Source organism: Reichenbachiella sp. (genome assembly GCF_039969095.1).
In the GTDB taxonomy this organism is placed as follows: Bacteria; Bacteroidota; Bacteroidia; order Cytophagales; family Cyclobacteriaceae; genus Reichenbachiella.
The window spans coordinates 1,192,196-1,207,163 of the sequence record NZ_JBDVOL010000010.1; the positions used below are offsets into that span (position 1 = coordinate 1,192,196).

Annotated in this window: 14 protein-coding genes; 10 read left to right on the forward strand and 4 right to left on the reverse strand. The window is 39.3% G+C overall.

The genetic code is table 11. The features are described from left to right. Positions 1 to 4: 4 nt before the first annotated feature. The 6 genes from thiC to thiH are packed head-to-tail and all read left to right on the forward strand — an operon-like array spanning position 5 to position 5,703. Positions 5 to 1,876 (forward strand): phosphomethylpyrimidine synthase ThiC, encoded by a 1,872-nt coding sequence (gene thiC / locus ABJH98_RS08355; protein ID WP_348307198.1) that lies wholly within the window; start codon positions 5 to 7, stop codon positions 1,874 to 1,876. Positions 1,877 to 1,879: 3 nt separating this feature from the next. Further along, positions 1,880 to 2,455, forward strand: coding sequence for a thiamine phosphate synthase (locus ABJH98_RS08360; protein WP_348307199.1), 576 nt, complete (start codon positions 1,880 to 1,882; stop codon positions 2,453 to 2,455). Beyond that, the gene (locus tag ABJH98_RS08365) at positions 2,448 to 3,197 is read left to right on the forward strand and encodes a hydroxymethylpyrimidine/phosphomethylpyrimidine kinase (protein WP_348307200.1); all 750 of its coding nucleotides are present in this window, start codon (positions 2,448 to 2,450) and stop codon (positions 3,195 to 3,197) included. Before ABJH98_RS08360 ends, ABJH98_RS08365 begins: the two co-directional genes overlap by 8 nt. After that, complete coding sequence (locus ABJH98_RS08370; protein WP_348307201.1) at positions 3,194 to 3,853, forward strand: thiamine phosphate synthase; 660 nt, start codon at positions 3,194 to 3,196, stop codon at positions 3,851 to 3,853. The genes ABJH98_RS08365 and ABJH98_RS08370 overlap by 4 nt, the downstream gene beginning before the upstream one ends. Beyond that, complete coding sequence (locus ABJH98_RS08375) at positions 3,819 to 4,589, forward strand: thiazole synthase (protein WP_348307202.1); 771 nt, start codon at positions 3,819 to 3,821, stop codon at positions 4,587 to 4,589. Before ABJH98_RS08370 ends, ABJH98_RS08375 begins: the two co-directional genes overlap by 35 nt. Next, positions 4,582 to 5,703: a 2-iminoacetate synthase ThiH gene (gene thiH, locus ABJH98_RS08380; protein ID WP_348307203.1), complete on the forward strand. Its 1,122-nt coding sequence runs from the start codon at positions 4,582 to 4,584 to the stop codon at positions 5,701 to 5,703. The genes ABJH98_RS08375 and thiH overlap by 8 nt, the downstream gene beginning before the upstream one ends. Before the next feature lie 6 nt (positions 5,704 to 5,709). Here thiH and ABJH98_RS08385 read toward each other — a convergent pair whose 3' ends face one another. After that, positions 5,710 to 8,511 carry a S8 family peptidase gene (locus tag ABJH98_RS08385; RefSeq protein WP_348307204.1) on the reverse strand — a complete coding sequence of 934 codons (2,802 nt, stop codon included), beginning with the start codon at positions 8,509 to 8,511 and terminating at the stop codon, positions 5,710 to 5,712. Positions 8,512 to 8,629: 118 nt separating this feature from the next. On the opposite strand from ABJH98_RS08385, the gene ABJH98_RS08390 reads away from it, so the two are divergent. Continuing rightward, positions 8,630 to 9,487 carry a M57 family metalloprotease gene (locus tag ABJH98_RS08390; protein WP_348307205.1) on the forward strand — a complete coding sequence of 286 codons (858 nt, stop codon included), beginning with the start codon at positions 8,630 to 8,632 and terminating at the stop codon, positions 9,485 to 9,487. Between the two features lie 78 nt (positions 9,488 to 9,565). Here the strand turns inward: ABJH98_RS08390 and ABJH98_RS08395 are convergent, their stop codons facing one another. Further along, complete coding sequence (locus ABJH98_RS08395; protein ID WP_348307206.1) at positions 9,566 to 9,886, reverse strand: hypothetical protein; 321 nt, start codon at positions 9,884 to 9,886, stop codon at positions 9,566 to 9,568. A 155-nt stretch (positions 9,887 to 10,041) separates the two neighbouring features. Between ABJH98_RS08395 and dnaX the strand changes: the two genes are divergently transcribed. Both dnaX and ABJH98_RS08405 read left to right on the forward strand, forming a co-directional pair. After that, positions 10,042 to 11,154 carry a DNA polymerase III subunit gamma/tau gene (gene dnaX, locus ABJH98_RS08400; RefSeq protein WP_348307207.1) on the forward strand — a complete coding sequence of 371 codons (1,113 nt, stop codon included), beginning with the start codon at positions 10,042 to 10,044 and terminating at the stop codon, positions 11,152 to 11,154. A 191-nt stretch (positions 11,155 to 11,345) separates the two neighbouring features. Next, the gene (locus ABJH98_RS08405; RefSeq protein ID WP_348307208.1) at positions 11,346 to 11,708 is read left to right on the forward strand and encodes a hypothetical protein; all 363 of its coding nucleotides are present in this window, start codon (positions 11,346 to 11,348) and stop codon (positions 11,706 to 11,708) included. 17 nt (positions 11,709 to 11,725) lie between these two features. On the opposite strand, the gene ABJH98_RS08410 is transcribed toward ABJH98_RS08405, so the two are convergent. Further along, entirely contained in the window at positions 11,726 to 13,552 is a 1,827-nt protein-coding gene (locus ABJH98_RS08410) for a LysM peptidoglycan-binding domain-containing protein (RefSeq protein WP_348307209.1), read from the reverse strand. After that, complete coding sequence (locus ABJH98_RS08415) at positions 13,549 to 14,190, reverse strand: O-methyltransferase (RefSeq protein WP_348307210.1); 642 nt, start codon at positions 14,188 to 14,190, stop codon at positions 13,549 to 13,551. The genes ABJH98_RS08410 and ABJH98_RS08415 overlap by 4 nt, the downstream gene beginning before the upstream one ends. A gap of 131 nt (positions 14,191 to 14,321) precedes the next feature. Between ABJH98_RS08415 and ABJH98_RS08420 the strand changes: the two genes are divergently transcribed. Then, positions 14,322 to 14,954, forward strand: a complete 633-nt coding sequence (locus ABJH98_RS08420) for a deoxynucleoside kinase (protein ID WP_348307211.1) — start codon at positions 14,322 to 14,324, stop codon at positions 14,952 to 14,954. Positions 14,955 to 14,968: the final 14 nt, after the last annotated feature.

Here is a 14,968-nt window from a genome sequence, read left to right on the forward strand (position 1 = left end):
TACTATGGCCAATATAGACCAAATACCTTCAGAAGAAAAGATCACAAGAGATCCCTTTCCAGCTTCAAAAAAAGTTTACGTAAAAGGAGAAATCCACGACATCAAAGTAGCGATGCGTGAGATCAGATTAAACGACACAGTTTTAAAATTCAATCCTTCTGCACCTAAAGAGTGTAATCCTCCAGTGACTGTATATGATACCAGCGGACCATATACAGATCCAAACATCGATATTGATGTCAAAAAAGGATTACCCAAGCTACGTGAGCAATGGATACTGGATAGAAACGATGTAGAAGAAATGGAAGGCATCTCTTCTGAGTACGGTCAAAAAAGACTCAATGACAAGTCTTTGGACGAATTGAGATTTGAATACCTAACTAAGCCTAAGAAAGCCAAAAAGGGAGCAAACGTGACTCAGTTGCACTACGCGAAAAAAGGAATAATTACGCCTGAAATGGAATACATTGCTATTCGCGAAAACCAAAGAATTGAAGAATGGGGTCACCTCAACAACCAACACAAAGGAGACAGTTTTGGCGCCAACACACCTAAAGGGAAGATCACACCAGAATTTGTAAGAGATGAAATTGCAGCGGGTCGTGCCATCATACCTAACAACATCAATCACCCTGAGTCAGAACCGATGATCATTGGCCGTAACTTCTTGGTGAAAATCAATGCCAACATTGGCAACTCGGCTGTATCCTCTTCTATTGAAGAAGAAGTAGAAAAAGCCGTTTGGGCTTGTCACTGGGGTGGCGATACCATCATGGATTTGTCTACGGGTAAAAACATACATGAAACCAGAGAGTGGATTTTGAGAAATTCACCTGTTCCAATCGGAACAGTTCCTATATACCAAGCACTCGAAAAAGTGAACGGCAAAGCGGAAGATTTGACTTGGGAAATATTCAAAGACACATTGATTGAGCAAGCCGAGCAGGGCGTAGATTATTTCACTATACATGCTGGTGTACTATTGCGATATGTTCCTATGACAGCTAAACGAGTAACAGGTATTGTGTCACGCGGTGGTTCCATCATGGCCAAGTGGTGTTTGGCTCATCACAAGGAAAGTTTCTTGTACACCAATTTCGAAGAAATCTGCGAGATCATGAAGGCCTACGACGTAGCTTTTTCTTTAGGTGATGGTTTAAGGCCAGGTTCTTTGGCAGATGCCAATGACGAAGCACAATTCGCTGAATTAGAAACACTTGGAGAGTTAACTAAAATCGCTTGGAAACACGACGTGCAAGTGATGATTGAAGGACCTGGACACGTGCCGATGCACATGATCAAGGAGAATATGGAGAAGCAATTGGAAGAATGCCATGAAGCACCCTTCTACACGCTTGGCCCATTGACCACTGATATTGCGCCAGGCTATGATCATATTACTTCGGGAATTGGTGCTGCTATGATTGGCTGGTATGGCTGTGCCATGCTGTGCTATGTGACACCAAAAGAGCATTTGGGTTTACCCAACAAAAAAGATGTGAAAGATGGCGTGATCACCTATAAGATTGCTGCACATGCTGCAGATTTGGCCAAAGGCCACCCTGGCGCACAGTATAGAGACAATGCCTTGTCAAAAGCACGATTTGAATTCAGATGGGAAGATCAATTCAACCTATCCCTTGATCCAGATACTGCCAAAGAATTTCACGACGAAACCTTACCAGCAGAAGGCGCTAAAGTGGCGCATTTTTGCTCGATGTGTGGCCCTAATTTCTGCTCGATGAAAATCACACAAGACGTGAGAGAATATGCAGCTGAAAAAGAAGTGGCTGAATCTGATGCATTATCTAAAGGCATGGAAGAGAAAGCCAAAGAATTTGCCGACAAAGGCAATGAATTGTATTTAGAGCAATAGGAAGTGAAAACCATAGTCATCACACCGGAAGTGCAAGCAAAAGGAGAAATTGATACCTGCAACTTGTTGCTAAAGAGTAATATAGAACGATTGCACGTCAGGAAGCCTTTTGCCAGCATAGAAAGTATGAGAGACTATATAAGTGCTTTGGACTCACAATACTATCACAAAATAAGCTTGCATAGCCATCATGGCCTGGTCGATGAAATGAAACTAGGCGGCAAGCATTTCAAAAGTGATCAACAAGTAGTAAAGGCGAAGGGCTTGGTTTCCAAGTCGTTTCATTCTTTGAATGAGTTAGAGTTCGAAACTAAAACCCTCTCTTATGGTTTTCTAAGCCCTATTTTTGAAAGCATTTCTAAAGTTTGTTATGCGAGTGAATTTGAGATGGATGACTTAAAACAAAAACTGAGGTCATTCAATAATTTCCCAATCTATGCCTTAGGCGGAATTGAAATGGATAAGATAAAAGAAGTCAAAGATTTGGGATTTTCGGGCGTAGCACTGTTAGGTACGATCTGGTTAGAAGACAAAATTGAAAAAAGAGGTGAAATTACGGAAGCAATTTTAAATGCCTGAAACGGGACAAAATATTGTACTGAGCATTGCTGGATTCGACCCGTGTGGAGGCGCTGGTATTCTGGCTGATGTGCAAACTTTGCAGCAATGCAAGGTACAAGGCATGGCTGTACAAACCGCCCTCACCGCTCAAAACGAAGAAAAAGTCGATAAAGTCGTTTGGCACAGTTGGGATGAAATCAAATGTCAAATAGAAGTACTATTGAACCTTTACCAGTTCGAGGTAGTGAAAATTGGTATCATCGAAAACCTTGAGACCTTGAGACAGGTGGTGGATCTTTTGATTTCACATCGTCCAGATATCAAAATCGTTTGGGACCCAATCCTCAAATCATCTTCAGGATTTGATTTCCTCAAGAATTTAGAAGAACAACAACTATCAGATGTGATAAGTAAAATTCATCTCATCACCCCCAATCTTTGGGAGTTTGAGATATTGACTCAAGTTTTAAAAGAACAGCCATTTTCAACTCATGTCTTGCTCAAGGGTGGACATGTAGAAGGAAATGATACATCAGATAAACTAATTGATCTGGAAGGAAATAAAATTCAAATAGCAGGTCAAAGAATCATCGGAAAAAGCAAGCACGGAACAGGTTGTGTCCTCTCTTCTGCTATTGCGGCTGGACTGTGTAAGGGGATGAAATTAAAAACTGCTTGTACCTTTGCCAAAAGATACGTTGAAAGCTACCTCAAAAGTGGCGTCAACAAATTAGGAGCACATTATACAATAGAAATATGATTAGTCGATTACACTACATTTCGCAAGAAACTGACGAAAAAAGCCATCTGGAGAATATCAGAGAGGCTTGCCAGGCAGGTATAGACTGGGTACAACTTCGCGTAAAAGATCGCGAGCTGGATGAAATTGAAGAAATGGCTTTTGAAGCCAAAACCATCTGCAAAAAGCATGGAGCCAAATTGATTTTAAACGACCATGTGGAAATTGCCAAGGCCGTCCGTGCCAATGGCGTACATTTAGGTCAGGACGACATGGATCCAGTAGAAGCTCGAGCTATTTTGGGCGACAAGCCTTACATTGGCGGTACAGCCAATACTTGGGAGCAAGTCGAACTGCTGTACGAATCCAAGGTGGTCGATTATATTGGGCTGGGGCCTTTCAAATTCACCACTACCAAAGAAAATCTCAGCCCTGAGCTCGGCATTCGTGGGTATTCCAATATTCTGAATAATATGATCATTCAAGACATTGACATGCCTATGATCGCAGTAGGTGGGATTGAAATGGAAGATATTTTTGATCTACAAATGGCTGGCTGTCATGGCATTGCGGTAGCCTCATTGATCAACAATTCTTTTGACAAAAAAGAAACAATAGAAGAAATAAAACTACTCCTTCCAGATGGAACATTTGACGATAGCGGGGAAGACTTTTAAATCCCGTCTGTTTACAGGCACGGGCAAGTTCAAAAGCAACGATGACATGCAAGCCGCGCTCGAAGCTTCCGAATCCGAATTGGTGACGGTCGCGCTGAAACGGGTAGATGTAAAGGATCAAAACGATCAGATCATCAAGCACTTGTCGCATCAACGGATCAATCTACTCCCGAATACTTCTGGAGTTAGAAATGCCAAAGAAGCCGTATTCGCAGCCGAGCTGGCTAGAGAAGCACTAGAAACTAATTGGGTAAAATTGGAGATTCATCCTGACCCCAAGTATTTGATGCCTGACCCTATCGAAACGCTGAAGGCTACCGAGGAATTGGCGATAAAAGGATTTGTGGTCATGCCATACATCCACGCAGACCCCGTGCTGTGCAAGCGACTAGAAGATGCTGGCACCTCTGCTGTCATGCCATTGGGCTCTCCTATTGGTAGCAACAAAGGATTGAAAACCATTGACTTTCTTGAGATTATCATCGAACAGGCTAAGGTTCCTGTGGTAATAGATGCAGGTATTGGCTCGCCATCAGATGCAGCTAAAGCTATGGAACTTGGCGCTGATGCTTGTCTGGTCAACACAGCCATTGCTGTTTCACAAAACCCCGTACAAATGGCCATCGCTTTCAAAATGGCTATTGAATCTGGTCGATTAGCCTTTGAAGCCAAACTAGCTAAACCAGTAACTAACGCTGTAGCTAGCAGCCCTTTAACTGCATTTCTTGATGCCTAACTTCAAAGACCTTTTTGAACAATATAGCTGGGAGGAAGTGAAAGCTTCTATCTTTGCAAAAACAGCCTTAGATGTAGAAGCTGCTTTGGCTAATCCAGATCGTACACTTGAGGATTTCAAAGCACTCATCTCCCCTGCCGCTATTCCTTATTTGGAGCAAATGGCGCAGAAAAGTCATGAATTGACCCTACAGCGATTCGGCAATACGATGCAGCTCTTCGCCCCCATGTATTTGTCCAACGAGTGTCAAAATATCTGTACCTACTGCGGCTTTAGTTTGGACAACAAGATCAAACGCAAGACACTCAACGACATAGAGATCGCTCGCGAAGTTCAGGCCATTAAAAAACTAGGCTTTGACCACGTCTTGTTAGTCACAGGCGAGGCCAATCAAACCGTTGGCGTGGGTTATTTGGAGCATGCAATCGGAAAGATTCGACCACATTTTGCCAATGTGAGCATGGAAGTACAGCCTTTGGATCAAGCAGATTACGAACGACTAATCCCTATGGGACTACACGCGGTGCTCGTCTATCAAGAAACATATCACGAAGCCGATTACAAAAAACATCACCCCAAAGGCAAAAAGTCAAATTTTCAATATAGGCTAGAAACCCCAGACCGTCTGGGTAGAGCAGGCATTCACAAAATGGGATTAGGCACGTTGATCGGTTTGGAGGACTGGCGTGTCGATAGTTTCTTTACCGCTTTGCACCTCGACTATCTCGAACGTACCTATTGGCAAACGAAGTACTCATTATCTTTTCCAAGGTTACGTCCTTTTTCTGGAGGCCTGGAGCCAAAAGTAGCCATGAATGATAAAGAGTTAGTGCAGCTGATTTGTGCCTATCGCCTATTCAATCAAGAAGTAGAGCTTTCACTTTCGACAAGGGAGACTAATACGTTCAGAAATCATGTGATCAAATTGGGAATTACCACTATGAGTGCAGGCTCTAAAACTAACCCTGGCGGCTATGATGTAGATCCGCAGTCGCTTGAGCAGTTTGAAATATCCGATGAAAGGTCTCCCCAAGAAATCAAGGAAATGCTGCAAGCTAATAGCTATGAACCCGTTTGGAAAGACTGGGATGTCGCTTTGGAAAGCTTGGGGTAAAGTGAATTAATAAATTACGAGCCTTCCTTTATTTATACCACTTTTGTTTTCTACAGTATAGAGATAAATCCCAGGAATTAAATTACCATCAATTCTGATATATGCCAATTCTGCAATTTCTATACTTTTCAATTCATTCCCTTTAAAGTCAAAAATTTTTAAAATCGAGTTACCATCACCAGATAAATTAGTTTGAATGGCTAAAGAAGATCCTGATTGAATAGGGTTTGGATAGAGTAATGCTATTTTTTCATTCAGATAAATAAGCCGTACTGAATCTGACCTTAACGAAGTCCCGTTTTCAAAATCAACTTTGACCTGATATACATTAGCTCCCTCGTGAGGAGATACATCTTGAAATTCCAATATTTGATTTTCCAGTTTATAACTATGCAAGTGTTGAAACTCATTTTGTTCTAATCTCTCTATACTGATCCCATCAATTCCATACAAAGAGGTCAATACCGTACTAAGTAAAATTCCTTCCTCATTTTTGAATCCATAAAATGAGGATAGATAACAATCAGTCCCTAAGTCTTCAGGAGCAAATAAATAACTACCTAATGCCAACATATCATTAGTAAAATGAGGAACTACTTTAAGGTAACTGGATTTTAACTCTTCCCTGTTTAAAACACTGAAGGTATCCGAGACAATTTGAAGTGTCTCGAATTCATGATTCACCAACTCAAAAATTTCATACGAAACAACATTAGTTTGGGGAGGCCAGTGAATCATAAGTGAGTCCGAACAAAAGAATCCAGATTTTACTGCAAGCGTTTGAGACACTATAAAATCTTCTGATTCAAACTCTTGTGATCCAACTCTGATTTTTACTCGAGCAACACTATTTATTTCCTCAGGTAACCAACGAAAATACCCCTGACTTAAATTTAAGTTTGCACTTAACAATGTCCAAGTTTCGCCTTGATCATAAGTGATTTGAAGATCACCTTGCTCTTCTTCAAAAGTACTAGACCATCTAAAATAGGAACCTGTTTCACCATCGTAGGGCATATTACTCTTCTCCAATGGATAATTCCATTCAAATTGATTAACGGTTTGATAATTATAAACTAGGCTAAATTTTTGATTTTCAGTTATTAAGTCTCCATCCACAATTACTTGATACTCTCCCTCTTGAACTGAATTCAGAGTCACTTGCTCTACGTTATTGATATGATCTACACTTCTGGTAGCTTTAGATTCTAATGCAACAACAGAAGCAGAATGATTGAGCACCCACGGCAACCAGACAAAGCCATCTGGATCAACAACTTGCAAATTCAAATCATTCACCAATGGAATTAGATCATTAGCCTGACCTGCAGGATCATTCCATACCAATGTCACTTTTAGGTTCTTCGCATTATCGGGGATTTCGATCGTTATCGTTTCTGAACTCCCCTTGTCTAATGCACCTACATAAAACTGATCCGCTACTAACGTTTTCATACTTTCATAGGCATCAAGGTTTCCAAATCCAGACTTAAAATCTATTCCAGGCAATCCCACATCTGTCGCACCATTAATTAATAAACCTTTGATCAGATCAGATGGAGCAAGATTTAAATTAGTCTTTTTAAACTGCTCTTGCAGTAAAGAAGCCACTCCAGATACAAGTGCGGTGGCATTCGAAGTGCCTGCTGTGCTATACGCTACCATTTCAGGTTTAATTCGGCCATCTGCTGCTGGACCAACGGATGAGAAAGTCATCAATGCACCTACCGTATCTATAGCACCGACCACAATATTATTTTTTGCATTTTTATAATTTCCAGTCAGGTTAGCCCAATGATCCAAATCTTTGTAAGATCCATTTGAAGGAGTTTCGAGTCCACTGTTTCCCGATGACATAACATGCAGCAGATGAGGTCTATCATTACTAATTTGATCATAAAGGGCAGCACTAGCTCCGTAGAACGATTCAATCTCACCACCATAAGAATGATTTTGAATACCAATATCATATTGATCATAAAAATCTAATGGATCTGGCATCAAAAGACCAAAACCACTGGAAACTAAAGAAACTTTCTGTGCTACCCCTTTCCCATTTACAAAGGTGACTCCTGCTCCCCCAATAATGGTAGCCATGTCAGTTGCATGAGCACTTTCTAAATCGGAAGATAAATTTGAATACCTAGCTCTTCCTGAAAGATCCCAGTCCTCAACATCAAATGCATGCTCCTTAATGCCTATATTAATACCGTGACCTGATATGGTAGGAAAAAAAGTGTGAACTTTAGAAATGAGATTTGGATTAAGATTTAAATCAAGCACTCTACTTTCTTCAATGGGCACATTTGACTCGTGGCCAATATAGACCACCTCTTTGTTATTCAACAACTCAATGAGAACACTCTTATTGGTCAAAAGCTTGACATACGGATAGTGCTCATATTGTATTGATGACTTATCAATGTTTTCAAGCGCCTTTGGAGTAGTAATCTTAATCGTTAGTAATCTGGTTTTTGAATCTTTCAACAATTCTAGATCGGATAATTTCCATAATGGATTGACTGGAAACACATACGAAGTCATATAAGGGCTCAAGGAATCGGCTCTTATAATGATCCAACCATCCAATTTTCTTAAAACTTTAATGGTTGGATCATGATTAATTAAGTCAACCGGTAAAATATAATCAGTGGATTGCTCTTGAATTCTAGTATCATTTCTACTTAATAAATACTGATAGGAATCTGGAATGCTCTTGGGAATGAGCTGACAAATGCCATTTAAATTAAAAAACAGGCACAAATAAAGTAAAGTATCCCTGAAAAGGATATTGTAGGTTAGGTTCATAAAATAATGCTAATGTATAAAGCACTTTTCAAATTCAAAACTAACAAATATTCGTTAGTATTGGATTTTACCAAATAAAATTCTTAGATTCCATTTTTTTAACCTAAACCCTAACCGTATGTTTAATTTAAACAGCAAACCGTTTGTTGTGGCCGTAATGGTCATGACATTTTTTATTTCAGCCTGTAGTCAGCAAGATGACTTTCAAAGTACAACAAAGAAAGACATTATCACTGACGCTGAAATGAAGCAATTTGAATCTCTTGGCTTTGATGTCAGCGATATTCAAAAAGTGCCAGCAGGCAATCCGATTTCTGGAGAATCAGATGGATACAACTTCTTATTGGAAGGGGACATTACCATCACACCAGAAAACTTTTCTGCCATGTTGGAAAGCAGCGTAGCTCACAGTGGTGTATGTGGCGAGCAATACCGAACTAACAATCTGGTATCTACTCCTCAGACAATTTCAGTTATTGGCTATACAGGCAATAATAGCAATGGTTTGGACAACACCATGCAAACTGCCCTATCTTGGGCAATTGACAACTACAACGCCCTAAACACCAACCTAAACTTCACCCTTAATTATGGAACTAATTACAACTCATACGACATTGTCGTATATCGAGTAAGTGGTTCTGGTGGAGGCCAAGCAGGATTTCCATCTGGTGGAAATCCTTACAAGTGGGTTCAAATTCAATCAGGTACGAGCAGCTATGGTACTAATACTACCGAGCATGTGATTACTCATGAAATTGGACATTGCTTAGGTTTACGTCACACAGATTATTTCAATCGTTCATTGTCTTGTGGTTCTGGAGGAAATGAAGGAAATGGTGGAGTTGGAGCTAACCATGTTCCAGGAACGCCAACTGGTTTTGATGCCAATTCAATTATGCTGTCTTGCTTTAGTTCAGGAGAAGATGGTGAATTTGGCTACTATGATCGTGTGGCTTTAGAATATTTGTACTAACCTAACTCAACTATTTAGAGAAATTTAATTGTACAAAGATTCAACGGACCGAGAGCCAGCTCTCGGTCTTTTTTTTGACTATTTCTTTTTGGTTTTCTTCAACTCAGAGACTTCGCTCTCACTAAGTGCACGAAGATACTTTTCTTTCACCGCTCCTTCTCTTCCACTGTGCCATTGACGTACCCAATACTTTTTCTTCGAAAAGTGACTATGCACTACTGCTTCTACTTGAGAGCCATCTTTCATTGTAACCATCACATGCTGATGGATATGAAATGCTTTAGGTTTTGCAGATTCTTTTTTTGGACTTGATTTCGAATTTTTCTTTTGAGCCAAACTTACATGGGCAGTAAAGAAAAGTAGTAATACTGTGGTAAGTATTAGTTTTAAATGTTTCATAGCTAGTTATTTTTTGAAATACAATTCAAAACTAATAAGCTGGAATTTAAAATGACAACATAGGCGTATAAAGAGATAAATAATTCGAATATATTTTTTTAATTATTGCCTCCCGTTTTAGGTGGAAATTATTCACTGATTACTATCTTGCGCTCATGGAAAATTTTGTAGTATCGGCTCGTAAATATAGACCACTCGGCTTCGCAGAGGTGGTAGGTCAAAGCCATATTACAACTACATTGAAGAATGCCATAGACAACAATCATTTGGCTCAGGCCTTGTTGTTTTGTGGACCTCGTGGAGTAGGAAAAACTACTTGTGCTAGAATTCTAGCAAGAATGGTAAACAAATTTGATGATCAGGGCAATGCTGAATCGTCCAATGCACTCAACATCTACGAGCTTGATGCCGCGTCTAACAACTCCGTTGAGGATATTAGGAACCTGATCGATCAGGTACGATACCCTCCTCAGCAAGGTACGCACAAGGTATATATCATAGATGAGGTTCACATGCTTTCGAATCAAGCCTTCAATGCTTTTTTGAAGACACTTGAAGAGCCTCCAGCGTATGCTATTTTTATCTTAGCCACAACTGAGAAGCATAAGGTAATTCCTACCATCCTATCAAGATGTCAGATTTTTGATTTCAATAGAATTGAGATTGATGACATCACTTATCAGCTTAAAAAAATAGCCGAAAAAGAAAAAATTGATTGTGAAGAAGAAGCTCTTCATTTGATTGCCCAGAAAGCCGATGGTGCTCTTAGAGACGCTCTTTCCATCTTTGATTTAATCGTTACGTTTTCTTCTGGCAACAAAGTTACCTATCAGGATACGATCAAAAATCTACATATTCTTGATTATGATTATTTCTTCAAATTGACTGAGCAATTGGATAAAGGAAATGTCTCAGAAGCGTTGTTGATTTACGATGAGATTTTAAAAAATGGTTTTGATGGCCACAATTTTCTAATTGGACTGTCCGAGCATTTTAGAAATTTGATGGTGTGCAAAGATCCTGAAACCGTAAAATTGCTAAATGTTTCTAAGAATATTCAAGAGAAATACTTGGAACAAGCCAAAGCCATATCGCTATCTTTCTTAATGTCGGGATTGAATATTCTCAATTCTGCTGATTTGAACTTTAAATCAAGCAAAAATCAAAGATTGCATGTAGAATTGGCACTCATGAAATTGGGTTTTTTGGATCAAGCTTTCAAATTGTCATCAAATGCTGCTGATCTAAAAAAAAAAGTGACAGCGTAACAGACGCTGCCTCACCCGCTACTTCCAAAGCGACAACCGCTGCTTCTTCATCACCTGCAAAACCAAAACCGGCAACGCTAAAATCTGTAGTCTCGCCTACTCAAAAGACACCTAGTCTTAAGACTATATTCAACAAGAAGGAGGAGCCAGAAGATCAAAAGCAAGAGACAATAGAAACGGCAAGTGAGGAATTGCAAACTCCTATAACTCAAGAGGAAGTACGAAAAAAACTCGACCAGTATATCTCAGAAAAGAAGGTTTCGAATACCATCAAAATCATTCTATCCAAACCAATCAAAGTATTTGAAAATCAAATTCAATTGACCATAACGAATTCGGTGGAAATCGCTATGATTGAAAATGTGGAAGTGGAATTATTGGGCTACTTGAGAAGTGAGCTGAAAAACACTTCCATTTCATTCAATTATCAAATATCCGAGGACAATGAAGAACGCCGGCCATATACTGCTGAAGAAAAATTCAAGGCCATGGCCAAGAAAAACCCTAACCTACTAAAACTAGCAGAGGAGTTTGGATTGGATACTGATCATTGACCCAACTGGTAGTATAACTACTTGACTCTCAGTCGCTCTCCGACATCCAGATTGAAATTTTCCTTTTGATTGAGCTCTAATAAATCTTTGACAGCAATGTCGTACTTCCTTGATATGCCGTACATGGTATCTCCTGGCTCTACTACATGGAAATTCACTTCATCCGTTTCAGGTGCTTTAGTATTATCTACAACCGATCCATGGATGATCAGATTTTGTCCTATTTTAATTGAAGTGTCATATAGATTATTCCATTCAATAATATCAGATACAGACACCCCGGTTTGGGTAGCAATTCCATAAAGCGTCTCCCCTTTCATTACCTGATGATTAGTAACAACAATAGGTTCGTCCAACTCAGAGATAACTTCAGTCACCTCATTGTTTACTTCGGTTATTTCTACTTGTTCTTCTTCAATTTTTTCTTCTTCCACAGGAGCATCTAATTCCTCATCAACTACTACCTCCTCTTCCTGTGCAATCATTGGAACTTCCTTTACAGGAATGACTTCATCCACTGGCATTTTGGGAAGTTCTCTATATTCTACAGGCATATTGGCAGGACGCTTTTTATGAAGCCAGAGCACTCTACCAGGTTTGATTTCGTCAATGGTGGCCATCCGATTCAACTTAGCCAGTTTCACCAGTTTGATTCCAAATTTTTGAGAGACTTCCCAAAGCGTTTCATTCGGTTGCACCGTATAGAAGTATATTTTCCCTCTATTTCTTTTAGGTCTGGTATAATATATTTCTCCTTCCTTGATGACACTTGTCATTTTAAGGTCATTATATTTTACAAATCGTTCTGGAGTGAGATTGGCTTTTTTTGCTAAGACATTGATTCCATCTCCTTTTTTGGCCAAAATGGATGGTATCCCATTTATTTTAATATATATAGTACCAGACGTATTTAGATCTTTGTCTATAACCGGGTAAATCTTAACTGAAATCAAGCCATCTTCTACACCCTCATCTTCATTATTGGGTTTATTTGGAGTGTTATCCTTATCGTCCTTGATCTTCGGCGCTTTTCCTCTTATTGGTAGCATAACTGAATATGCTTTTTCTCCTGGGACTTTATTTGCTTTTAGCCATTTGTTATATTTCTTAAGCTCTTCTTCATCCAATTTATAGTCTTTAGCAATCGCTGATAATGTTTTTCCCTTTCCTTTATTAAACTCCACCAGTTTTAACCCTTCAGAATTAGGCCCTCCTGTGATCCCTTCATAGGCAATTTTATGAGCTAAAAATCGGATGACATACCAATGCGTTTTTCCATCTAACGTCATTCTTTTTTTACCGAAATTGCTATGACTGACGTACTTCTCGGCCCCTCCACGTCCAGTCATGTGTGCCAGAATGGTATACACCCAATTATCGAAATAGAAATTGTGCCTTTTGAAGTACTTGGCCGCTCCATGAGTAGACGCCACAATGTTCAAACGCTCATCCACACTCCGATCTATCCTCAAACCAACTTCACGTCCAGTAAAATCTTTGAACTGCCAGAATCCCACGGCATTAGCGGATGATACCGCATCAGAAATCAATGCGCTTTCCTGTAAGGCTAAAAATTTAAAATCTAACGGAACTCCTTCTTCTTTAAAAACCTTCTCAATGATTGGAAAATAAATACGAGCCCTATCCGCTTTGATTTCCATAAACTTTGGGCTCTTGGTTAATGCATCTACGTCCTTTTGAATATTTCTTCTGGCTGCATCTGTGATCTTCAGCTTCATATCACCTAAAGTGATTTCTGAAGGAACACGGACTCGTCTTACATCATCTTCTGCATAAGAAGCAAAAGAATAAAAACTCAAAAGAAGTATTAATGCTCTAATCATAGCACTCGCAGAATCATTAATCCGTCCCGAACAGCCATTAGTACATTTTCTACTCTGACGTCTTCATGTACTTTTTGATTGAATTTGATCAATGCCTTGGTGTCTTTATCATTGGATTTTGGTGTAGCAGTAACTTTCCCGCTCCACAAAATATTATCTGCAATAATAAATCCTCCAGGATTCATTTTGTTTATGATTAAGTCATAATAGTTGCTGTAATTGCTCTTGTCAGCATCAATAAACACCAAGTCGAATTTATCATCCAAAGTTGGAATCAATTTCATCGCATCTCCAATCAGATATTGCAATTGATTCGTATATGGCGATTCATCAAAATACTTTTCGACTAGCGGCTGTAGCTCCTCGTTGATATCAATAGTGATTAATTTTCCTTTAGCATTCAGACCTTCGGCCATACAAAGCGCTGAATACCCGGTATATGTACCTATTTCCAGAATTCGGTTAGGTTTTATCATATGCGAAAACATGGACAAGATTCTGCCTTGCATATGTCCAGAAAGCATTCTGGGTCTTAATACATTTAAATTGGTCTCACGATCAATTTTCTCCAAAAGCTTAGAAGCTTCTGTCGTATGCTTTGCAGCGTAGTCTTGAATGTCTTTATCTATGAATTCCAATGATATACTTCTTTTTGAGAATTAATTCCAAAAATATATACAAAATTGATACATCCGAACGACCGAAAGAATTTATCCACAATCTAAGTTTGTTGCTGAATTTAAACCACTCAGCTATTACTTTTGTGAACATGTCGATTCAACCCAAGCACATTGCAGTATCCGGGAATATTGGTGCCGGAAAAACCACTTTAACGAGCATGCTCGCCAAACATTATGGGTGGCTAGCAGAATATGAAGATGTAGAAGACAATCCATATTTAGCAGATTTCTACGGTGACATGAGCAAATGGTCTTTTCACCTCCAAGTATATTTCTTAAATAGCAGGTTCGAGCAGGTCAATAAAGTAAGAGCAGGTGAAAAAACGGTGATTCAAGATCGAACGATTTATGAAGACGCTTATATTTTTGCTAAAAGCTTGCATCACCAAGGTTATTTCAGCGACAGAGATTATCAAAATTACCTGACGCTTTTTGATTCGATGATCAAATTTGTGAAAGCGCCTGATTTATTGATCTATCTCAAATCTGATATAGATAAGTTAGTCAAGAATATAGAGAAGCGAGGTCGAGAATATGAAAGCGCCATCCGGATTGACTATCTGCAAGGCCTGAATGCCCACTACAACGATTGGATCAATGAATACCAAGAAGGGAAACTCCTAATTATTGATGTCAACCACATTGATTTTGTCCAAAACCAAGATCATTTTGCTGACATCGTTTCCAAAATCGATGTAGAATTACACGGTTTATTTAGCTAGTCATCCAGTAATTA

Coding starts and splice junctions, on each gene's coding strand:
- thiC (WP_348307198.1), top strand. CDS start 5: ATGGCCAATATAGACCAAATACCTTCAGAAGAAAAGATCACAAGAGAT.
- ABJH98_RS08365 (WP_348307200.1), top strand. CDS start 2,448: ATGCCTGAAACGGGACAAAATATTGTACTGAGCATTGCTGGATTCGAC.
- ABJH98_RS08370 (WP_348307201.1), top strand. CDS start 3,194: ATGATTAGTCGATTACACTACATTTCGCAAGAAACTGACGAAAAAAGC.
- ABJH98_RS08375 (WP_348307202.1), top strand. CDS start 3,819: ATGGAACATTTGACGATAGCGGGGAAGACTTTTAAATCCCGTCTGTTT.
- thiH (WP_348307203.1), top strand. CDS start 4,582: ATGCCTAACTTCAAAGACCTTTTTGAACAATATAGCTGGGAGGAAGTG.
- ABJH98_RS08385 (WP_348307204.1), bottom strand. CDS start 8,511: ATGAACCTAACCTACAATATCCTTTTCAGGGATACTTTACTTTATTTG.
- ABJH98_RS08390 (WP_348307205.1), top strand. CDS start 8,630: ATGTTTAATTTAAACAGCAAACCGTTTGTTGTGGCCGTAATGGTCATG.
- ABJH98_RS08395 (WP_348307206.1), bottom strand. CDS start 9,886: ATGAAACATTTAAAACTAATACTTACCACAGTATTACTACTTTTCTTT.
- dnaX (WP_348307207.1), top strand. CDS start 10,042: ATGGAAAATTTTGTAGTATCGGCTCGTAAATATAGACCACTCGGCTTC.
- ABJH98_RS08410 (WP_348307209.1), bottom strand. CDS start 13,552: ATGATTAGAGCATTAATACTTCTTTTGAGTTTTTATTCTTTTGCTTCT.
- ABJH98_RS08420 (WP_348307211.1), top strand. CDS start 14,322: ATGTCGATTCAACCCAAGCACATTGCAGTATCCGGGAATATTGGTGCC.